Raw genomic sequence first — 22145 nt, forward strand, 5'->3', positions numbered from 1 at the left:
GCTAGGCCTCCGATGCTTCACGAGTCAGGATGACAGCGTCTCGGCCATCAATTGCCCCGACCAGGACTTTCACGTCTTCTTCACGAGAAGTCGGAAGGTTTTTGCCTACATAATCAGCACGAATAGGCAGTTGACGATGTCCACGATCAACGAGAACAGCTAATTGGATGGTCTCTGGACGTCCAATGTCGCGAAGAGCGTCTAATGCGGCACGGATGGTACGGCCTGAATAGAGAACATCATCAACAATAATGATGTGCGTACCGTCAATTCCCCCCTGAGGAATCAGAGTCGGTTGTAACGCACGGTGGGGTTTTGTCCGCAGGTCATCCCGGTACAGCGTAATGTCCAAAGATCCTACGGGAACAGCGACACCGGCGAATTCAGAAATCTTCGCAGCCAAGTGGTGCGCTAAAGGAACACCTCCGGACGGAATGCCCAGCAGTATTACCGGTAAAGAGCTCTCAGAATCAAGAGCTGTTTTTTCAATGATCTGGTGCGCGATGCGTGCGACAGTTCGAGAGACATCGTCGCTGCCAAGCAGCTCGATAATCCCTTGCGAGTTTTCGCTCATCGTGACCTCCTTTCCCGCCTCTCTGTGCGGTCTGTTAAAGGATGTCGAACATATATATTTATAAGCTCACAAGCCATCTCTTTCACTCACGAGATTCTCCATAGAGAGTCCGTGAGCACTATGCGATGTCCGGCGAAAACACGGCGCAAAACCGTGACTGCAAGAGATAGTAGCACTTAATTTCTCGATCCGATACCAAGGCTGCACATTTGTCTATATCCCAATGATGGAGATACCCCCTTATGCTGGACAGCATCTAGAAAAGTCGAGTTCACAAGCATCACAGTGTAGTTTTCCCACGCACCCCAGAACCCCCTCCTAAAGCACAGAACTTTAAGCGCTATACATACTAGTTTTTAGCCAAAATAAAATCACCCGCTACTCTAGGATGCAGAAATCTAGGGAAGTTATAGCTATTACAATCCCGTACAGCCGCTCAACACATAACGAGATCTTTAAACAGTACGCCCCTCCAATCCCCACACAGTACCCACTTAACGAATACACTCGTTCAAGTATTGCCCTAGGATGCTGACCTAACGATATAGCTGTACCCCATGCCATGTTTAAGGAGTCACATGAGCTTTAGCACCACCCACGTGGTCCCAGCTTCCCGCAACGATGTTTGGACATGGCATACTCGACCAGGTGCTATTGCGCGTCTTACTCCCCCTTTCTTTCCACTGACCCCCACACAAGAAACCCCTGATTTAGCAGCAGGGACAACTGTCTTTTCACTTCCTGCAGGACTTCGCTGGGAAGCCCGACATGACTTATCGGGATACGTCAAAGGGTACAGATTCACCGATGTGTGTGTGACGTCTCCAATTAAAGCGTTAGCTCATTGGCGGCACGTACATGAGTTTTCCGATCATACAGATGGCACAGCGATCACGGATACGGTATATACCCGCGCCCCAAAATCTACGCTCACCCCTTTCTTCGCATATCGCCAACAACAGCTACTTCACGACATTGCAGCAAGCCAAAGATTTACAGAGATACAACAGCGCAATTCAGGTGCCACGACCACTTTGACCGTAGCCATGACCGGTTCTCGCGGCTTAGTAGGCAAAGCACTTCGCGCTCAACTGACGTCTTTAGGGCACACGGTCATTCCGCTTGTTCGCTCGCATGCATCTGACGGCGAACGTCTATGGGATCCTCTAAACCCCAGTAGCAATCTCCTTGAGGGGGTGGATGCCCTAGTGCACCTCGCAGGTGAGCCAATAGCCGGACGATTCACGGATTCTCGCAAAAAAGCGATTCGCGATTCCCGTGTCGAGCCATCTCAGCATCTTGCCGCGTTGGTTGCCAAGAGTTCTACCTGCCACATCCTTATACAAGCGTCCTCTATAAGTTTTTATGGAGTCCAACGCGAAGATGAAGTGCTGGATGAGAGCTCATCCGTAGGATCCGGTTTCCTCGCAGACGTTGTTCAGGATTGGGAGCTTGCCAGCGCAGCAGTTGCAGCAGCTGGTAAGCGCGCAGTCTATCTACGTACAGGGGCAACTCTGAGCGGTCGCGGCGGAGTACTTCCCGTGCTTAAGACTCTTTTCTCCGTGGGCTTAGGGGGTTCTTTTGAAGGTGGCGCCCCGTGGGTCTCGTGGATCTCCATAGATGACCTGTGCGATCTTTATGTGAGAGCGCTAGTCGACCCCTCCATGTCTGGCCCCATCAACGCTGTTGCGCCCAACCCTATTCGTAACCAGGATTTTGCCAAAGCCCTGGGAGCTCAGCTCAAACGTCCATCCAAGTTTCCTATTCCATCGATCGGCCCCAAACTGATTCTGGGCGCTCAGGGAGCGGAAGAAGTTGCTTTTGCTAATCAACGAGTCTCCCCCTTCCGGATGCTCCAGATCGATCACATATTCCGCTACCTACACGTTGATGCCTGCCTAGCACATGAATTAGGCGGGGAACATCTAACTGATGATCCCGATACCACCGCAAGGTAACAGCATGAATACTTCTCATACCACCCCGACAACGGAGCACGACCGACTCGACGTCGGACCGCTCAGCCTTGACGTACTAGAGACCGTCCTTATCCAAGAAAACCTCCACTATGTGCGAGATGAAGACATGCTGCACACCGGTTTTATCAATAATTCCATCAGCCTCGGTATCTCCGATGGTTATCTTCTGGCACGAAGCCATTGGCGTGCGTTTGTTCCAGTTGATCAAGCCCCCCAGCTATTGGCGCACGTTAACGAGTGGAATCTCACTGCACTGCTACCGACAGTAAAATTCCATGAGACACCCGAGCGCAACCTACAGGTCCTTTCCCACCGAGTATTGCGAGTTTCCGAGGGCGCTAGTTTCAACCAGGTCGGTGCTTTCCTGGTGTCCACCATCGATGCTTTCGTCGGTTTATGGAATCACTTTGATGTTGCTTTCCCGCACCTCGTCAATTGGGAGAATCCTGATGTCTAAGCCGCTAGCTATAAATCTGGATCGAGTGACTGCGGCGATGTCCGCGTTTGGGATCACGTTACGAGTGATTGATCCACAGCGAGGAATCGCAATGGCAAATCTTAACGGCGCAGAATTTGTGTTCATGGCACTGCCTTCAACCCTCGTTATACGCTCCGACCGAGCTTGTCCAACCGGTGAGATCTCAGGCTTATGCATCGCTGCCAATAGCGTTAATAATTCAACAGTAGTGGGTTCGGTGACCGTTGTAGACAGAACAACCCCGCCGCTCCTTCGAGCCGAGGTAGAGAACCCATGTGCAGCCGGATTGACAGATAAGCAGTTAGGTGCAGCCCTAGAGACATCAATCAACATAGTTTTTAAGCTTTTCGACGCCTTTGACGCGGCTGCTAGCTCACTCACAGAAGCAGCACCTTAAAAAAAATAAGACCAAGGGCGCTCTCCCTCTCAACGATGGGAACGGCCTTGGTCTTTGACGGCACTCTCCGGCGTATTTTCTTTACGTTACTCCGGAGTTGATTCAGGAACGATACGATCCTCGTCGGTTGCTGTCGCCGAAGAATCCTCTACTGCAACTTCCATGGTGTCGTCCGCTGAATCTTCTTGCTCCAACGGTTCTTCCATGGGTGCTTCAGTAGGCTCGGCACGATGCTTTTCAATATTCTGCGCAATGCTATCGAGCAAAGCGTTGACATAAGCAGGTGCCACGTCAGTTGAGTACTGACTTACCAGTTCCACTCCTTCAACAACTGCAGTAGCAACAGGGACGTCCTCATTGAAGATGAGCTCCCATACCGCAACGCGCAAGATAGCTCGATCAACAGCAGAGATACGATCAAGTTCCCAGTTCTCAGCTAGGTTCGCAGCGATAAGTCCGTCGATACGATCAAGTTCCTGGGCAGCACCCGCCACGATCTCTTTTGTATAAGCAGCAACCGGAGCAACCCCAAGATCCTGGTGATAGGACAGAGAAATTCGATCTTCTACGATCGCTACTGGGTCTACGTCTCGAACCTCGGCTTCATAAAGAACTTCCGCTGCACGACGCCGCGCCTTATACCGGGAACCATGGCGCTTACGCCCACGTACTCGTGAGGACTCCGAGGCCTTCCCAGCCTCGGAGGTTTTCGTTTCAGATTCGCTCATACCCACAACTAGTTATTAACACGAGACAAGTAAGAGCCGTCACGCGTATCAACTTTGACTACGTTTCCGGTCTCGATGAACAAAGGAACCTGAATCTCTGCACCAGTTTCCAAGGTAGCAGGCTTAGTTCCACCAGTAGAGCGGTCTCCCTGCAGGCCTGGATCAGTGTGCTCGACACGAAGATCAACGGACACAGGAAGCTCTGCGAACAGTGGCTCTCCTTCATGGAAAGAGACCTGGACCGAAGTGTTCTCCAAGAGGAAACGGGCAGCCTCACCCATGATGTGAGGAGCAAGTTCTACCTGCTCATAGTTCTTTTCATCCATGACCACGAAGCTGGTGCCGTCATTGTAGAGGTACGTCATGTCACGGCGGTCAACCGTGGCAGTCTCTACCTTCACGCCAGCATTGAAGGTTTTATCCGTAACCTTGCCCGAAACAACGTCCTTCAGCTTGGTACGAACAAACGCAGGACCTTTACCTGGCTTGACGTGCTGGAATTCGATAATCTGCTGCAGTTTATTATCGATCTTAAGTACAAGACCGTTCTTGAAATCAGCGGTGGTTGCCACGCTTAGAACTTCTTTCTGTGGTTGGAAAGCCTAGTGCTGTCAATAGCCTACCAAGGGTACACCATGAAACCTGATGCAATCATAACGAGGGTGCCCTTAATATCCATGAGTGAGACACCAACGCCTTAGGTAAACCAGCACGCGACTGTGTATTTTCGTTTTACGGGAGAATCAACAGATCTTTGGAAAGCTTGGTCAAATTTTCCGCCCCACCATGCTTAATGATGAGGGAATCTTCGATCCGCACTCCTCCTTGACCTGGAACATAAATGCCAGGCTCAATAGTCAATGTCATGTTCTCTTCAAGCACTCCGGTACCCGTCTGCGCTGCGGAAGGTGCTTCGTGCACATCTAAACCAAGTCCATGGCCGGTGGAATGCACAAAAAAATCACCATAGCCGGATTTTTCAATCACAGCTCGGCAAGCGCGGTCAACATCTACTAGTTCCGCACCGGGTACAGCAGCAGCACAACCAGCCAATTGAGCTTCGAGCACAATGCCATAAATCTCTTGTGCAAAATCCGTCGCATGCCCCACCATAACGGTGCGAGTGGTATCAGAGTTATAGCCATACGCATGGGCTCCAAAGTCAATCGTGACAATGTCCCCTGCCTGGATAACCCGAGAGCTAGCTCCATGATGCGGCTTAGCTGAGTTAGGGCCGGAAGCCACGATTGAGTCAAAGCTGGGACGCTCTGAGCCCTTAAGCCTCATCCGGTATTCCAGATCTGCTGCGACCTCCATTTCGGTACGGCCTGCTGCGATCTCGCCGGCGTCGATAAGCTCTTGAAACGCCAAGTTAGCAATATCCGCGACTTCGCGGAGCCGGTCAAGCTCATGTGGGTCCTTGCGTAACCGTATATTTTCGATCACTCCGGAAACAGGAACTAACGTGATGTCGTCGCCACAATTCTTTTGCAGCGCCTCCTTGTGCGCACAAGAAACATAGTCAGCCTCAAAGCCAATCCGACGTGGCCCGTCAACCTGAGCGAGCAACTCTTGAGCTGAATTACGCTTGATCAAAGCCTCAATATCAGGAACTTCCTCCGCTACCTGCGTGGTATAACGACCATCCGTGCATATACGAGCAGACAGGTCCTTGTTGATAAGGAGGGCAGCGTTGGAACCCGAGAATCCGGATAAATACCTCACGTGTGTGAGGTGCGTAATCAACATGGAATCGATGCGCTGACTGGCTAGCTCAGCAGCCAGTGCTCTACGACGCGTCTCAAATCGTGTGTCGTGCAAAGCCATTTCTGTTCTCCATCTGAAATTGATCTTTAGACAATTCGTGCTTTTAGGTGCTCCGTAACGCCTCACTCTTGTGTAGTTCAAGAATGGCTATTGGCCACCACATACTCAAGGGCTAGCTCATATCCCATCACTCCTAAACCAGCTATGACTCCTCGCGCAATAGGAGAAAGGAAACTGTGATGGCGGAATTCCTCTCGCGCATGGATGTTAGAGATATGCACCTCTACAAAACCCGCCCCCTCATGGACTTCTGCGAGAGCATCACGAAGCGCCACTGAGGTATGAGTCAATCCACCAGGATTAATAATCACAGGCCAACCAGCATCCGCAGCCTCGTGCACCCACTCTATGAGTTCTCCCTCATGGTTGGATTGTTTAACGGCAACTGTCACACCCAACGCGGCTGCCCGCTCCACGAGCGATTTTTCTACGTCAGCTAACGTGGTCCGGCCATAGACTTCCGGCTGCCGTTTGCCCAACCGGTCAAGATTGGGGCCATTAAGAACCAGAATATTCATGGCTATGCACTCCTTGTGTTCAGAGCCTCATATGCAGCAATCAGTTCGGCTTTCCCTGCATCTTCTATACGAGTAGTCTTCCCCGCGCCAGTCAAGGCAACAAACCGGATACGACCATCTCGATTCTTCTTATCTCGCAGCATGGCTTGGTAGAGCTCATCAAAATGTCCTTCTGGATAAGCTGTAGGCAACCCCACGGAGCTAAGGATATTTTTATGGCGCAGGTATAGCTCATCCGTAATCAAGCCTCGATTACGGGCCAGTGCTGCCACAAACATCATTCCCACAGCTACAGCATTACCGTGCCGCCATTCAAAATTTTCTTTTAGCTCTACTGCATGGCCAAAGGTATGCCCGTAATTGAGAGTCTCCCGCAAGCCTGCTTCCTTCAAATCTGAAGCGACTACACGAGCTTTTACGGACACAGACCTAGCAATAAGTTCAGGAAGATATCCTTCCACGCTGAAACAGGCTTCCGGATCTTCCTCATAGAGCGAGAGGATCCTAGTATCCGCGATAAATCCTGTCTTAATGATCTCTGCTGATCCCGAGATTTTTTCTTGGTCCGGCAGCGTGGCGATCATGTCTAGGTCAATAAAAACACCAGAAGGCTCATGAAACGCGCCCACGAGGTTCTTTCCCACCGCCGTATTAATCCCGGTTTTTCCCCCCACGGCAGCATCCACCATTGATAAGAGGGTGGTCGGCACCTGTATCACGGCTATCCCACGCATCCAGCATGCCGCGACAAAACCTGCAAGGTCAGTCACGGCTCCACCGCCAAGACCGATAATGACGTCTTTCCGCCCAAAGGTCTTCCTCCCCAACGTATCCCAGCAATCGCCAGCCACGGTCAGGGTTTTTCCATCTTCAGCATCGGGAACTGTAATGATTGTTACTTCTTGGCCCTGAGATTCAATGATCCGCGCTAGTTCCTTAGCCGCATCTCTCATCACTGGTTGGGTAACAATGGCAGCCTGCACTGCCCCCACTTCTTTCACGCGTTTGGCAACGTCTTCAAAAAGACTATGCCCTATCGTTACTTTGTACGGTGCTGCCCCATTGACTTCAATCGTTTGCATATTTTCCCGTCTTGTACTGCGTGAAAAGGAAAGCGTGAATAGCTTCTGTATTAGTGCTCTTTGATGGACTCTAAATAACCCAGTATGTCTGCGACTACTCGTTGCGGGCCTCTTCCCGTGGTATTAGAGCGATGCCGCGACACCTCCCGGTACAGCGAACGACGAGACTCAACGAGCTCACGATAATGTGCGATAGGATCCTGCGATTGAAGAATCGGCCTGGAGTTATCTGCACCTGTTCGCTTAGCTCCTTCCTCCGGGTTCACATCTATCCATATCACGGTGTGTCCGAGCAATAAGCTCCGTGTGAGAGGGCTTAAGACTGCGCCGCCGCCCAAACTGACTACACCAGAGGTGCCGAGGGCTTCTCGCACTTTGTTCTCTTCGAGTTTTCTAAATTCAGGCTCGCCCATCTGGCTAAAGATCACACCACACGGTTGCCCAGCGGACTGCTCTATCAATGCGTCAGTATCCACAAAAGTAGTGTGTAGTGCGTTAGCCAGTCGCTTCCCCACTGTGGTTTTTCCCGCACCTGGTGGTCCTACAAGCACCGCTAAAGGACGCGTCCTGGGAATAGGCTGCTCCACGGCACTTTCCTCAAGGTCTTTCATCGCAGAGTCATCAGGAGCCTTAATCTGATCAAGCATTTCCCCTCTTAGCTTTCTACGCCAAAGGATAGTCGGTTCTGTATATATTCTAAATAAGAATTTACATTCCGTTTAGTTTCTGCAACTGAATCTCCACCAAACTTCTCCAATGCGGCACGAGCCAATACCAATGCCACCATCGACTCCGCGACTACTCCAGCTGCGGGAACAGCACAGACGTCCGAGCGTTGATGTATTCCTGTCGCAGGTTTTCCATCTGCCATATCTATAGTTTTCAGAGCACGAGGAACTGTTGATATCGGCTTCATAGCTGCACGCAAACGCAGGGTTTCCCCGTTGGTCATGCCACCTTCTAACCCACCTGCTCGATTGCTCAGACGCTGAATACCGTCGGCTGTACGCACAATCTCATCGTGAGCTTCAGAACCTCTACGACGTGCCTCTTCAAAGCCATCACCGACCTCAACCCCTTTAATGGCTTGAATACTCATCAACGCAGCTGCCAGTTGTGCATCAAGACGGTTGTCACCAGAGATATGCGAGCCCAATCCAATGGGGAGGCCAGAAACCACTACTTCGACGATTCCGCCGAGCGTATCCCCTTGCTTCTTTGCTTGCTCGATCTCGCTCACCATCGAGGCTTCTGATGCCGCATCTGCTGCACGCACTGGCGACGCATCGATTCTGTCGAGGTCTTCCACTGCAGGCAGCGGTCCCTCATATGGCTCAGAGCGCCCGATAGAAACGACATAAGATAACACGTCTACATTGAACACTTCGCGCAAGAACGCTCGAGCTACGGTTCCTGCAGCTACCCGCGCAGCGGTCTCCCGAGCAGATGACCGTTCAAGAACTGGTCGTGCCTCATCAAAACCGTATTTGATCATGCCAGAAAAATCAGCGTGACCTGGGCGAGGACGAGTCAGCCGAGCGCCACGACCAGAGTTCATCGCGGCAGCGGCTTCTTGATCATGGGGATCCAATGGGTCGGCAGACATAATGGCAGTCCATTTAGGCCATTCAGTGTTACCGATCATGATAGCGATCGGGCTCCCCAGGGTCTTACCATGTCGGACTCCGCCAAGAATCGTGACCTCGTCGGCTTCAAATTTCATCCGAGCACCTCGCCCGTATCCGAGCCGGCGCCGCGCGAGTTGAGCAGAAATGTCTTCTCTAGAAAGAGAGACACCAGCGGGCATATTCTCAAGCATGGCAATGAGCGCCTGGCCGTGAGATTCTCCTGAAGTAGTCCAACGAAGCATGGTTCGCATTATGACATGAAGGTATGACATTAGCCCTCTTTCGGTGCCCAAAATGACGCCTATCCCGCCTCATGAGACACCTTTAGGGGGTAACCATATAGAAGAAAGCCGTGGCCAGGAGCATTGCCGGCCCATGAGGAATACGTACGGCGCATTGTTGAACAAAGTCTTCGACGCTACGGTCCTTCATCTTCTCGCCCCACGCCTGCGCGCTGTGTAGCTTCCTATAAAAGCTCATAATGACCCCTGCGAATAGGGTAACGAGCTGAGCCGTTGTCATCGCGCATACTACGGCTAACGGCGAATGCATGGCAGCAATGGTGCCGGTGGTAAGTGCTAATTTAATATCCCCGCCGCCTATAACACCTTGCCAGGTTAGCCCTAATAAAAGATACATCCCTGCCCACATCATTCCCCCCAATAACCAGCCCGGCTGGCCAACCGCTACGGACCCCACAACAATTCCTATAGCCACGGGAATAGTGAGTACGTCCGGCAGAGTGCGATGCCGCACATCGTAAAGGCACAGACCCCCTGCCCATGCCACGACAACGAGTACTACCGCTGCATCAGAATACTCTTTCAGCATTAATACGCTATGGTGCTCCCCCATGCTGCTAACACTAGCGTTCTTAGCTTTTCGACGTCCGCAGGTTCCCCCCCCTTACCGGTTTATTCCTCCGGAGCTATGCGCAGCGCCCGATACAAGGCAGATCTCATTGCATCGCGCGGAGCATCTTTTCCGGTAAAGAGCCTGAATTGTCCAAAGGCTTGATGCGCAAGCATGACATGCCCGCCTACCGCAGGAGTGCCATAAGCGCTTGCCGCTTGTGTTAAGGGGGTGGGCCACGGGGAATAGATGACGTCGAGAAGCGGGGCGTGAATAGCTTGATGTGCTAGCAGGCTGCTTCCCTGAGCCGGGATGGTAGAAATTGTTACCACAGACTTTGCGGTGAACTCGCTTATATCCTCATCAAGACGGACGAAGGATAAGGACGCATCCGTTTCCTCTAGCAGAGGATAAAACTCCGCGCTACGTTCACTACGATTAGCTATCGTGATGTGCTTAATCCCAGATTGGACCAAGGACCACACAGCAGGCCTAGCTGTCCCCCCTGCACCAAGAACGAGCGCATGCGCTCCCTGAAGCGGGGTGAGGTCACCGTCAAATAATTCACTAAGGGCACCTGTCACCCCATCTACATCTGTATTATCCGCAAGCCATCCAGTGTCGCTGCGAATTAATGTGTTCGCTGCACCAATCCGGACGGCTCTAGGCGTGGCTTCTGTGGCATAGTTCAACGCCGCAAACTTTGCCGGCATAGTCACAGAAAAACCTTGATAAGTGCTGTCTGCGTTGCCAACTACATCGGGCAATTGCGTCTCTGTGCACGAGATTCGACCATAATCCCAATGAGTTAAGCCCATCGCCTGATAACCAGCATTATGCAGTGTAGGAGATAAAGAATGCTCAATGGGACTGCCCAGTACCGCAGCGCGGTGTGTGATTGTTTCTGAAGACGCAGACAATGCAGACGGTGTAGTCATGATAGCTAAGTATAGAAAGAGCCTCCGTCCCATGTCTCATGTTCACTATAAAAGTGCCACCTAAAACATGGTCGGAGGTTTTCTTATGTACTATCCCAGGATCTGTGTCCGTTTTTAACGGTTACTATCTAGAACGCCATTTTCGATCGAATCGCGCGTTGCTCGCTGATGATCGTCGAAATTATTACTAAATACCGTTGTTCCGTCGCGATGGGTTGTAACAAAGTAGAGCCAGTCGCCAGTCGCTGGGTTTTCCATTGCGTCGATAGCTTCTTTGGAAGGGCTAGCAATGGGAGTAGCTGGTAGCCCCTCCATAGCATATGTGTTCCATGCAGTCTTTTTTCCGCGATCTTCATCCGTGGTCGCAACTTCTTGCTCGCTCAGTCCATAGTTAACTGTGGAGTCGAATTCCAGTCGCATCGGCTTAGCCAGACGATTCAAGATCACTCGGGCAACCTTATCAAAGTCTCCCGCAGGTGCTTCTCGCTCTACGAGTGATGCTGCGGTAAGCAGATCATATGGCTTAATACCCATGGCATCGGCGCGTCCTTCTATGTCCGTGCTTTCAAATGCCTTAGCGCCACGGGTAATCAAATCATTCAAGATTCCTTTAGCATCACTCGTGGGGTTCACTATGTATGTTCCGGGGACGATAAGTCCTTCAAGGCGCTTAGGATCATTACCTCGAGTTTTTACTGCTTCAACCGCCCACTCAGGAACTCCCAGCTCCGAAGGATCTGCTGTGCCCGCCACTTTTTGGAGTTCCTCTGGAGCAATGCAGTTTGTAGATCCCTGGGTGCAGGTTACATCGGAGATCATCGAGTAGATACCCTTGCGGGTATTCCCCTTAACAACTGTGACGTCCAATAATGTAGCGCCGCCGGGGATACCCAGGGCCTCGACCTTATTAGCAGGATCAAGAAGAGCATTAACGGCCTCAGCAGCGCTCATATGCTGCTGCAACCTATAAAAACCCGGCTCAATGCGGCTAGCGTTGGGGTGGGAAAATGCTGCGGATTGGAAAGCGTTATTTGTTGCTACTACCTTGCGTTTTTCTAGCTCAGGTCCTAGCTCAGAAAGAGAAGAGCCCTCAGGAATCTCCACTAACTCATAATTTCCGTTACCAGCACCCTTGTAATCTGATCCACCGTTAAAAAGATGCACACCAATATAAGTAACAGCACCGATGATCAAAACAAGCGCTGCTACTAAAACAGCTAGGCCACGCTGACGGCGCTTGACATACTTACTTTCCATTCGCATCGATCAACGCCTTTCATTCGGGGATTCTGGATTCAAAGCTGTCTCTGGAATGGCTAACGCGTCTGTGCTGCCTTCTTCTGTCGAGCTTGCCATATCATTCCGCTCTTTATATGCGTGTCGCCCATCCAACCACGATTGTAAAATTTCTACCGCAGCGGCTTGGTCGATTACTTTGCGCCCTGTTTTCTCGGAAATACCAGAAGCACGAAGCGCTTGCGTGGCTACAACCGTGGTAAGCCGCTCATCAGCTAACCGTACGGGAATCGAAGATTCAGCGGCTTGGAGGCGTCGAGAAATCCTAAAAGCTATGTCTTTGGCATGTTTGACACTTTTAGAACCGTTTCCCTTGAGATCCCGAGGAAGCCCTACTACAACTTCAACCACACTGTACTCACGGATAAGCTCCAACAGCCGGTCTATGTCACCCTGATCTCGATCCCTCAGTCCCGTTTTACGAGGAACAGTTTCCACTGGCATTGCTAATCGAGCATCTCGATCAGATGCAGCCACACCGATTCGCACGGTGCCTACGTCAATACCCAGTCGTCGCCCATTTCCGGGATCATCAATACCAGGGGTATCGGGGGTAATCGGCATAGGTATCCTTTGAATTCTTATAGCTAAAACATGGACTGAACACCTATGCATGTCGCGACATTCTCAAAAAAAGAATGCGTATACCTGCACAAAAGGTGAATCACTCAAAAACTGTGCTCCAAAGAATGGAACGGGACATAACAACGTTACCTTTTTGTGACCGTGATCGTCCAACGATCATTTATTCAGTCTCAAGTTTGCACACATAGGCAGTTCCATAAAATGTTGTTTTTCTACCACTAACCCAGCGCCTCAACCCCACCATATATAAAAGAGCACCGACCTCTAGAGAAACCTCATTTTCCTAGAGAGCCAGTGCCCTTTCCTTGTATCGTATGACCTACGTTATGTACGTCGTACTGCGACTAGCTGCGGATTTCATCTTTAATAGCCGCGACGCCAGATTCAAAGCCCGCGATGTCTCGCGCAGATCCTTGAGCCATATCTGGTTTACCGCCACCATTACCTTGGATGTAGCCACCGAGCACCTTGGCCAGCTCATTAGCCTTCATGCCTTGCGCTACTCCCGCCTTCGTTGCGGCAACCACAAATGGAGTCTTGCCTGTGCCGTCCTCCGCTATCAACGCGATCACAGCTGGTTTTTCCCCTAGTCGTGACTTCAGATCAATAGCCAAAGCACGCACATCGTTACTAGAAACGTGTTCTGTCAAACGATGGGCTACAACGGTTACTCCGTTAACCTCATCGGCCTCTGCCAGAAGTGTCGCGGCCTGATTACGCAATTGTGCTGCGCGAAGATCGGCCACGGCTTTTTCAGCTTCCTTGAGCTTCTGGGTAAGAGATGCGATCCGCTCAGGAACATCATCCGTCTTGGCTTTCATCGAGGCAGCGATCCCCTCAACCAACGCCCGTTCTTTTGCCAAATATTGGAAAGAATCAAGGCCGGAATACGCCTCGATACGACGCACACCAGAGCCCACAGAAGACTCGCCTAGGATAGCCACTGGACCAATCTGTGAGGAATGCTCAACGTGAGTTCCACCGCAAAGTTCCATGGAGAATGGGCCACCGATTTCTACAACACGCACGGTAGAGCCGTAGTTCTCACCGAACAGAGCCATGGCGCCCATAGCTTTCGCCTCATCAAGCGAAGTTTCAATGGTATTCACGGCCCAGTCAACGTCTACAGCTTGATTAGTGATCAACTGAATCTGCGCGAGTTGGTCAGCGGTAAGGGCCTCAGTGTAGTTGAAGTCAAAGCGAAGATACCCTGGCCGGTTCAAAGAACCTGCCTGAACAGCAGTAGGACCGAGTACGTCACGCAGTGCCGCGTGAATCAAGTGCGTAGCCGAGTGCGCTTGACGCGCGCTATGGCGCCATTGCTTATCGACGTTCGCAGAAACCGTATCCCCGGTGCTTAATCCACCTTGAACCACAGTTGCCTTGTGCACCCATAGTTTCTTACCAATCTTCTGCACATCGTTGACGTTGACTATGGTGTCGCCCATGACGATGGTGCCACGATCCCCTATCTGACCACCGGCTTCGGCGTACAGCGGAGATGCCTCCAAGATAATTTCGACCTCATCACCAGTGGCGACCTCATTGACCTTGGCCCCTCCGGCGATCATACCGATCACTTTCGATTCCGTGCTGAGCTCGCTATATCCTGTGAACTCGGTCGGATGCTCATCTACCCATTCACGGTAGATGCTCAGGTCCACGTGTCCGTGCTTCTTAGCTCGGTTATCAGCCTTAGCGCGCGCACGCTGCTCAGCCATGAGCGAATCAAAGCCAGCGGTATCTACCTCTAGGCCAGCTTCAGCAGCCATTTCCAGGGTCAAGTCAATGGGGAAACCGTAAGTATCGTGCAGCTTGAAGGCAGATGCGCCGTCGAGAAGCTTCTTACCTTCGGTTTTCACCTCGTCTGCTTTTTCTTCAAAAAGCTGTGTTCCGGAGGCAAGGGTCTTGAGGAAGGCTTTCTCCTCTGTAAGAGCGACCTTGAGAATACGCTCACGGTTATCCGCGATCTCAGGATAAGACGGAGTCATCGTATCCATGATGGTGTTCATGAATTGTTCTAAGGTAGTGCCCTTGGCTCCAAGAAGGTGAGCGGAACGAATAATACGACGCAAAAGCCGACGCAAAATATACCCGCGCCCCTCATTACCTGGCGTGACGCCATCGAGGGTCAGCATCATGCCAGTACGCGAGTGATCCGCGATCACACGGAATCGGATGAGGTCTTGTTGCGGTGCGCCCTCGCCATAGGACGCACCCGTAAGCTTCTCCGCTACATCAATCACTGGACGCAGTAAATCCGTCTCATAGACGTTGTCTACGCCTTGGAGAATACAGGCGACTCGCTCAACGCCCAGGCCGGTATCAATGTTCTTCTTAGGCAGCGGACCCAAAATCTCAAAGTTATCTTTTCCGATTCCTTCGCCGCGCTCGTTCTGCATGAAGACCAGATTCCAGATCTCCATGTAGCGGTTGTCGTCGGCAATTGGTCCGCCTTCTTTGCCATACGCAGGACCACGATCATAATAAATCTCAGAGCACGGACCGCAAGGTCCTGGGATACCCATTGACCAGTAGTTATCTGCCATGCCCAGCCGCTGGATGCGTTCTGCGGGAATGCCGATCTTTTTGTTCCAGATATCGGCGGCCTCATCATCGTCAAGGTAAACGGTGACCCAGAGGCGTTCTGGATCAAGTCCAAATCCGCCTTCAGCTACGGGATCTGTAAGCAGCGACCATGCGTGGGTAATTGCGCCTTCTTTAAAGTACTGACCGAAAGAAAAGTTGCCGGCCATCTGGAAAAACGTGTTGTGACGGGTGGTAATTCCGACTTCTTCAATATCCAGAGTACGCACGCACTTTTGGATCGACGTAGCAGTGCCGTTAGGGAATGGCGGATTCTGTTGGCCAAGGAAGTATGGCTTAAAAGGAACCATACCGGCGTTAACAAAAAGCAGGTTCGGGTCATCCAAGATCAGCGACGCACTTGGCACAGCCTGGTGGCCAGCTTTAACAAAGTGATTGGTGAAGCGTTCCCGAATTTCATGGGTCTGCACGGCAGTGTTCCTCGCTTGTTGTCTTGAGAATCTAGTAATGCTCACGAGGCCAGCAACAGCTTTTCGACGCGTCCAGCATCACACGCCACCACGCCTCATGAGGCCCTTCATCACCCTACGCGGGAGAATCTAGGCAGTCGGGCTACTACTCTACCCGCTCGCAGCGCTGATTCCATGCTGGGCTCCCAGAATTACCACCGAGCCCCCTCGAAAATAACCAAGAAGGACACCGCTACGAGGGCCGAATCATGCGACGAAGCCGACCAATGTAATCAGAAATCCGCTTTTCTGCCCCGTGTTCCGTAGGTTGGTAATACACTGCATTATCTAGCTCAGGCGGCACATAACGTTGTTGCACCACACCACGCGGATCATCGTGCGGATATTTATACCCCACAGCATTTCCCAGCTGCTTTGCCCCCGCATAATGTCCATCACGTAAATGTGCTGGTACTGGTCCGAATTTTCCTTTTTTAATGTCAGCGAGAGCGCCGTCAACTGCACAAATCACGGCATTGGACTTCGGTGCAGTAGCTAAATGAATCGTCGCTTGAGCCAACGTTATCCGAGCCTCAGGCATTCCTATCATCTGAACCGCTTGTCCCGCAGCTACAGCTGTTTGCAGTGCAGAGGGATCGGCCATACCAATATCTTCGCTCGCGTGAATTATCAGCCTTCTAGCGATAAATCGCGGGTCCTCCCCTGCGTCGATCATTCGCGCCAAATAATGCAACGCAGCGTCCACGTCTGAGCCTCTAATTGATTTAATAAAGGCACTGGTCACGTCATAATGCTGATCGCCATCGCGGTCATAACGCACGATAGCGCGGTCTACGTTCTCGCGAATAGCGTCGACCGTGAGCGGCTCATTATCAGGAATCGCTTCTGCTGCAGCCTCAAGATATGTAAGCGCCCTGCGTGCGTCTCCACCCGCTAACAGCACCAGTTGTTCAAGAGCTTCATCCGTTACCTGAATTCGCTCTCCTAGCCCGCGGGGATCAACGATGGCGCGTTGGAGTACTTCTTTAACAGCATCCGGGTCTAATGGTTGCAGTTGTAATACTAAAGAGCGGGAAAGAAGTGGAGAAACGACAGAAAAAGAAGGATTCTCTGTAGTGGCAGCGACAAGAAGTACGGTTCTGTTTTCCACTGCAGCAAGTAACGCATCTTGCTGTGTTTTAGAAAAGCGGTGTACCTCGTCGATAAACAGAACAGTCCTCTTGCCATGTATAAGGCTGCGTCGTGCCTCCTCGATGACAGCACGCACTTCCTTTACACCGGAATTCAACGCCGATAGACCAACAAAATGATGGCCGGTGGCCGAACTAATAAGCGACGCGATCGTCGTCTTGCCGGTACCCGGTGGCCCGTACAGAATCACGGATGCCTCACCTGAGCCCTCGATGAGGCGCCGTAGTGGCCGCCCTTGTCCCAGTAGGTGCTGTTGCCCCACGACCTCATCAAGCGAACGTGGACGCATTCTCGCAGCGAGAGGAGAATGTGCACCGGCTGCGAAGACTTCAGGTTTAACACTGTCCCCTGTGTTCCCGGTGCTAAAAAGATCCTCCATGATGTGTTCGCCCCTCCTCTGTGAATTCAGCACAAACCTGACAGTTACACGTTAAGTCCCAATTCTTGAGGCATTAATGTGGGCCCGTCGAAAAAACATAGAGGCGCCAGTATATCCCTAGCACCTCTACATAATGAGGACTTACTAATCAGCCACTTTGTTTGCCCAGCGTTAGTTTCAACACTGTTAATCGAGCTTTTCTACAAGCTTACCTGCAAAATCCGCTACGACGGGGAATCGTGAATCTGACTCACGACGTGCAAACCTGTACAGGGCTTCAAATGTTTCATACAGATCTCTTCTGATGAGGACCAGAGCTTCTCTGTCCTCATCAAAAACGGCGTTTTCCTCGTCCTCTTCATCAGAAATATGGAAAATGTCGTGCAACAACGTATTACCCGAAGTCGTCAGTCTCGAAACTATTGCATCAACGTTCATGGACTCGGCTCCATCGGACACCATGCCCTGGTAGAGGTCCTCAAACGCCTCATTGTCATATCCCATGTGCATCATGGCCACGGAAGAAAACGCCCAGCCAACCAATGCTGTAAGAATACGGGCATGGAGCCGCGAGAGATTCCGAACGTTGGGCCACATGCCAGCTACTTGTTGCGCCCAAGAATCAATAAAGATGTCTGCTTCATCATCCATGACTGGACGTGCAAAAAGGAACTGCGGAAAACCAGCCACCACGCATGCAACGTCGAAAGCAGCGTCCCGGAACCCTGCCCACTCATAGTCTAAGAAATGCGTCTTATCGGAAACAATGATGTTGTCTGGGGACAAGTCAAAAGGAGTAAACGCTCGATGCTGCCCCGAGGTCAAACGACGCCGGGCATTATCAGCAAATTCCTTTACCACTTCTGGGACAACGATCCCCTGTTGCTCAATGAGCTTGATGCCTACCTCGATATACATTCGGAGTAAGCGCTCACGGAAATCGTGCATCTCCGTGATCTCAGGATATTTGGTCAGCATTCGATGTAAGAGGATGTCAAAATCCTGCTCTTTGGATGCCGTTCCCACATGCAGCTTGCCTATCGCTTCTCCCAGATTACGGAGGATCTCAATACGCAAATCTGCGTTTGAGCTATCAAGTAGGTCAGCAAACGTATCGCCATCACCAGAGTCTGAAATGACCAGGATATGTTCGTCAACGTCATACGCCAATAGCACAGGGCCAGGTCGGACTTCTTCGCTCAAGGAAGTCGTGAACTGATAAGAAACCACTTCCCGCATTAACGTGGATTCGTCGATAAGTCGCCCCGTTGGGGGAATGTATTTAAGGACTACCGAACGCTGCTGCAAAAACGGCGACGGCGCAACCCTAGCTCTTAGCACAATCGCGGTACCTGAGCCGTTTAGTTGTTCTATTTCTAGTAGTTCTTGCCGTCCGCCATATCGCTTTGAAAGGAGCTCTTGCGCTGCTTCCACTATAGATTCGACAGATGTTTTGTTTTCAGCATGGTCAACGACCACTTGGACTCCAAGTTTGCTGTTCTTGCTCATTCGGCCCATGTGCACTGCCCTCCTCGAGCATGTCGTGCCACATCCGAGTCGAACTGCAGGTGCACAACCAAACACAACGACTCGGATGATGATCGAGGCAAGCCTCGGTAATTCTCACAAAAATGCAGAATCGCGTAAAACCAAACTATTCCGCAGACTTCTTCTTAGGTTTGAAATCTACTCCTGTTTCACGACGCTGTTCCAGCGGAATCGGTGCAGGAGCATCAGTTAGTGGATCAACTCCGCCGCCGGACTTGGGGAACGCAATGACGTCACGAATAGAATCAAAGCCGCCCAACAGGGAGACAATGCGATCCCAACCAAAGGCGATTCCACCGTGTGGCGGCGCACCGAAAGCGAAGGCATCAAGCAAGAAGCCAAACTTCTCACGAGCTTCTTCTTCCGTAATACCCATGACCTTGAATACGCGTTCTTGCACATCACGCCGGTGGATACGAATCGAACCGCCGCCGATCTCGTTGCCGTTACACACGATATCGTAAGCGTAGGCCGTAGCCTCCCCTGGGTTTTCGTCGAAGGAATCCATCCATTCCGGCTTTGGAGAAGTAAAGGCATGGTGCACAGCTGTCCACTTGGAATTGCCTAGAGCTACGTCACCAGAAGCGGTAGCGTCCGCAGCAGACTCGAACAAGGGTGCGTCGACAACCCAGGTAAAGGCCCAATCGCCATCCTTGATAAGGTCCAGCTTACGGGCGATCTCACCACGGGCTGCACCGAGCAGGGCGCGAGAGCTCTTTGTATCACCAGCCGCAAAGAAAATGCAGTCGCCTGGCTTTGCCCCAACATGCTCAGCAATTCCGGCGCGTTCTGCCTCAGTGATGTTCTTGGCTACCGGGCCAGACAGTTCCCCGTCTTCTCCTACCAAAATGTATGCAAGGCCCTTTGCTCCACGCTGCTTAGCCCACTCTTGCCATGCATCGAGCTGACGACGTGGCTGCGACGCTCCGCCTTCCATGACCACAGCGCCCACGTATTCGTTTTGGAAAACGCGGAAAGTGGTGTCCTTGAAGTAATCGGTGCACTCTACGATCTTGATGTCAAAGCGCAGATCTGGTTTATCAGAACCATAAAGACGCATAGCGTCGGCATAGGTCATGCGCGGAATCGGGGTAGGAATGTTGTAACCGATGAGCTTCCAGAGCTCGGTAACAATTTCTTCTGCAAGAGCAATGACATCATCTTGGTCGACAAAGCTCATCTCGATGTCAAGCTGGGTGAACTCCGGCTGACGGTCAGCACGGAAGTCCTCGTCTCGGTAACAGCGCGCAATCTGGTAATAGCGCTCCATGCCTGCGACCATGAGCAGCTGCTTAAAAAGCTGTGGGGATTGAGGAAGCGCGTACCATGAGCCCGGCTTCAAACGAGCAGGTACCAGGAAGTCTCGTGCACCTTCAGGGGTAGAGCGAGTCAGCGTAGGAGTCTCGATCTCCACAAAGTCATGGGTATCGAGTACTCGGCGTGCTGCCTGGTTAGCTTTAGAACGCAAACGTAGCGCCCCACCCTGTGTAGGACGGCGGAGGTCGAGGTAACGATACTTCAGTCGCGCTTCCTCTCCCACTTCTCCGCCGCTTTGGGATGCATCGTCGATTTGGAACGGCAGTGCTGCTGCTTCGTTCAAGATCTCAAGATCACTAACGTTAACCTCGATCTCACCCGACGCTAGGTTAGGGTTCTCAGATCCTTCGGGGCGGGCTTCCACCACACCGGTAACCTTGACACAGAACTCACTGCGTAAATGGTGAGCCTTCTCGGCCACGTCGTTCTCACGGAAGACCACCTGCACAAGACCAGAAGAGTCCCTTAGGTCGATGAAGATAACGCCACCGTGATCACGACGGCGAGAAACCCAACCAGTGAGGGTAACAGTCTGCCCAGCGGTATCCTTACGGAGATCACCCGCGAGATGAGTGCGCAACACGTGCACCAAATCCTTTCGCTTGTGCGGATTCAATCCGCCCTTTGCTTATCAACTGCTCGATTCTACCCCTTGAGGTACGCCCCGCGCGACAGCGGGCGCCACAATTATTATTCCGCAATTGACGAGCCAGAGAGATACCGGAAACCTTTGCCCGTGAGGCCGCGCAAGAACCTGGACTAGCGCAAGCACGTGACAGGGGGCATTCTTTTGACGGATTCCTCTTCTTTTCTCGGCTTTTAGGTGAAGTCTTGCTGAATCTTTCCTTCTTTTCCTCTTGAGCGCCGATGAAAGAGTCAAGTCGTGTGGCATGATAATTCTATGACTTTCCGTGGCGGTATAGAAAAGCCTGAAAACCTTGCGCGTTCCGGCGGTAATGGTGGAAAAATCGCGGCCGGCGGCGGCATCGGAACTCTCCTCCTCGTGGGCATCTTTTTGCTCATGGGTGGAAATCCCTCTGACCTGGGTCAGTTTTTGGGCGACACAAACCAGCCACAAACCTCTCAAAGCTCTGGCACATTGGAGCACTGTAAAACGACTGATGACGCGAATCAGCACGCAGATTGCCGTGTAGAGTTCACCGGCATTTCCGTCAACCAAATGTGGGCGGAACAACTCCCGGCTCAAGCCGGCTTAGCCTTTAAAAAACCTCAACTAGTTGTGTTTAACAACGCCACCAACACGGGGTGTGGCGCTGCCTCCGCCGCTACAGGTCCTTTTTATTGCCCTAGTGATCAGACTGCTTATTTTGACGTGAGTTTCTTCGATCAACTGTCCAAATATGGCGGTAAAAACACTCCGTTTGCACAGGAATACATCGTTGCCCACGAGATCGGCCACCACATCCAAAACATCGAGGGCACGCTGGGCCTATCCAATTACAACGATCCCGGCCCCAATTCTAATGCAGTGAAAATCGAGCTTCAGGCAGACTGTTACGCAGGGGTCTGGGGACATTACGCAGATAAAGGCGAGAACGCTTTCTTGGAGCCAATCACCGAAGCGCAGGTTAACGACGCTATCAACGCGGCACGTGCGGTGGGAGACGATAATATCCAAGAGCGCGCTACCGGACGCGTCAACAAAGAATCCTTTACACACGGCTCTTCGCAACAGCGCCAAGAGGCGTTCCTTGCAGGGTATCGCTCAGGGAAGATGAGCTCCTGCGATTTCCTCCAGCGCAACGTCTACAAATAAGCGCCCCAAGATAGGCACTGACCTGACTCTTTAG

At 51.8% G+C, this 22145-nt stretch carries 20 protein-coding genes; 4 read left to right on the top strand and 16 right to left on the bottom strand.

From position 1 onward, the window contains the following. Position 1: 1 nt before the first annotated feature. Positions 2 to 574: a bifunctional pyr operon transcriptional regulator/uracil phosphoribosyltransferase PyrR gene (gene pyrR / locus CKV68_RS01495; RefSeq protein ID WP_095075465.1), complete on the bottom strand. Its 573-nt coding sequence runs from the start codon at positions 572 to 574 to the stop codon at positions 2 to 4. A gap of 578 nt (positions 575 to 1152) precedes the next feature. Here pyrR and CKV68_RS01500 point away from each other — a divergent pair. From CKV68_RS01500 to CKV68_RS01510, 3 genes are read left to right on the top strand one after another with little or no spacing between them, the layout of a single operon-like run. Further along, on the top strand, positions 1153 to 2532 hold the full coding sequence (locus CKV68_RS01500; RefSeq protein ID WP_095075466.1) for a TIGR01777 family oxidoreductase: 1380 nt from the start codon (positions 1153 to 1155) through the stop codon (positions 2530 to 2532). Positions 2533 to 2536: 4 nt separating this feature from the next. After that, on the top strand, positions 2537 to 3010 hold the full coding sequence (locus CKV68_RS01505; RefSeq protein WP_013911611.1) for a YbjN domain-containing protein: 474 nt from the start codon (positions 2537 to 2539) through the stop codon (positions 3008 to 3010). Continuing rightward, on the top strand, positions 3003 to 3428 hold the full coding sequence (locus tag CKV68_RS01510; protein WP_029975426.1) for a YbjN domain-containing protein: 426 nt from the start codon (positions 3003 to 3005) through the stop codon (positions 3426 to 3428). Before CKV68_RS01505 ends, CKV68_RS01510 begins: the two co-directional genes overlap by 8 nt. A gap of 86 nt (positions 3429 to 3514) precedes the next feature. Here the strand turns inward: CKV68_RS01510 and nusB are convergent, their stop codons facing one another. The 15 genes from nusB to aspS all read right to left on the bottom strand — a co-directional run bounded on the left by nusB (position 3515) and on the right by aspS (position 20917). Continuing rightward, positions 3515 to 4156, bottom strand: coding sequence for a transcription antitermination factor NusB (gene nusB, locus CKV68_RS01515; protein ID WP_013911613.1), 642 nt, complete (start codon positions 4154 to 4156; stop codon positions 3515 to 3517). Between the two features lie 8 nt (positions 4157 to 4164). Then, on the bottom strand, positions 4165 to 4728 hold the full coding sequence (gene efp / locus CKV68_RS01520; protein ID WP_013911614.1) for an elongation factor P: 564 nt from the start codon (positions 4726 to 4728) through the stop codon (positions 4165 to 4167). 160 nt (positions 4729 to 4888) lie between these two features. Beyond that, the gene (locus CKV68_RS01525) at positions 4889 to 5983 is read right to left on the bottom strand and encodes a M24 family metallopeptidase (RefSeq protein WP_095075467.1); all 1095 of its coding nucleotides are present in this window, start codon (positions 5981 to 5983) and stop codon (positions 4889 to 4891) included. Between the two features lie 77 nt (positions 5984 to 6060). Then, complete coding sequence (gene aroQ / locus CKV68_RS01530; RefSeq protein ID WP_095075468.1) at positions 6061 to 6501, bottom strand: type II 3-dehydroquinate dehydratase; 441 nt, start codon at positions 6499 to 6501, stop codon at positions 6061 to 6063. A gap of 2 nt (positions 6502 to 6503) precedes the next feature. Further along, positions 6504 to 7583 (bottom strand): 3-dehydroquinate synthase, encoded by a 1080-nt coding sequence (gene aroB, locus CKV68_RS01535; protein WP_013911617.1) that lies wholly within the window; start codon positions 7581 to 7583, stop codon positions 6504 to 6506. A 50-nt stretch (positions 7584 to 7633) separates the two neighbouring features. Continuing rightward, positions 7634 to 8230 carry a shikimate kinase gene (locus tag CKV68_RS01540; RefSeq protein ID WP_095075469.1) on the bottom strand — a complete coding sequence of 199 codons (597 nt, stop codon included), beginning with the start codon at positions 8228 to 8230 and terminating at the stop codon, positions 7634 to 7636. A gap of 8 nt (positions 8231 to 8238) precedes the next feature. Further along, positions 8239 to 9453, bottom strand: a complete 1215-nt coding sequence (gene aroC / locus CKV68_RS01545; protein WP_197697115.1) for a chorismate synthase — start codon at positions 9451 to 9453, stop codon at positions 8239 to 8241. A gap of 82 nt (positions 9454 to 9535) precedes the next feature. Then, positions 9536 to 10066 carry a prepilin peptidase gene (locus CKV68_RS01550; protein ID WP_095075471.1) on the bottom strand — a complete coding sequence of 177 codons (531 nt, stop codon included), beginning with the start codon at positions 10064 to 10066 and terminating at the stop codon, positions 9536 to 9538. Positions 10067 to 10125: 59 nt separating this feature from the next. After that, positions 10126 to 11001, bottom strand: coding sequence for a shikimate dehydrogenase (locus CKV68_RS01555; RefSeq protein ID WP_032802994.1), 876 nt, complete (start codon positions 10999 to 11001; stop codon positions 10126 to 10128). Positions 11002 to 11115: 114 nt separating this feature from the next. Then, positions 11116 to 12264, bottom strand: coding sequence for an endolytic transglycosylase MltG (gene mltG / locus CKV68_RS01560; RefSeq protein ID WP_095075472.1), 1149 nt, complete (start codon positions 12262 to 12264; stop codon positions 11116 to 11118). Positions 12265 to 12267: 3 nt separating this feature from the next. Continuing rightward, the gene (ruvX, locus tag CKV68_RS01565; RefSeq protein ID WP_014525846.1) at positions 12268 to 12861 is read right to left on the bottom strand and encodes a Holliday junction resolvase RuvX; all 594 of its coding nucleotides are present in this window, start codon (positions 12859 to 12861) and stop codon (positions 12268 to 12270) included. Between the two features lie 365 nt (positions 12862 to 13226). Further along, positions 13227 to 15899 carry an alanine--tRNA ligase gene (gene alaS, locus CKV68_RS01570; protein ID WP_095075473.1) on the bottom strand — a complete coding sequence of 891 codons (2673 nt, stop codon included), beginning with the start codon at positions 15897 to 15899 and terminating at the stop codon, positions 13227 to 13229. A 232-nt stretch (positions 15900 to 16131) separates the two neighbouring features. Next, complete coding sequence (locus tag CKV68_RS01575) at positions 16132 to 17469, bottom strand: replication-associated recombination protein A (RefSeq protein WP_014525848.1); 1338 nt, start codon at positions 17467 to 17469, stop codon at positions 16132 to 16134. A 186-nt stretch (positions 17470 to 17655) separates the two neighbouring features. Continuing rightward, entirely contained in the window at positions 17656 to 18987 is a 1332-nt protein-coding gene (locus tag CKV68_RS01580; RefSeq protein WP_013911626.1) for a phosphotransferase family protein, read from the bottom strand. A gap of 136 nt (positions 18988 to 19123) precedes the next feature. After that, positions 19124 to 20917: an aspartate--tRNA ligase gene (gene aspS, locus CKV68_RS01585; RefSeq protein WP_180956314.1), complete on the bottom strand. Its 1794-nt coding sequence runs from the start codon at positions 20915 to 20917 to the stop codon at positions 19124 to 19126. A gap of 318 nt (positions 20918 to 21235) precedes the next feature. On the opposite strand from aspS, the gene ypfJ reads away from it, so the two are divergent. Further along, positions 21236 to 22111, top strand: a complete 876-nt coding sequence (gene ypfJ / locus CKV68_RS01590; protein ID WP_041477360.1) for a KPN_02809 family neutral zinc metallopeptidase — start codon at positions 21236 to 21238, stop codon at positions 22109 to 22111. The last annotated feature ends 34 nt before the right edge of the window (positions 22112 to 22145 follow it).

It is taken from the genome of Corynebacterium ulcerans (assembly GCF_900187135.1).
Classification (GTDB): domain Bacteria; phylum Actinomycetota; class Actinomycetes; order Mycobacteriales; family Mycobacteriaceae; genus Corynebacterium; species Corynebacterium ulcerans.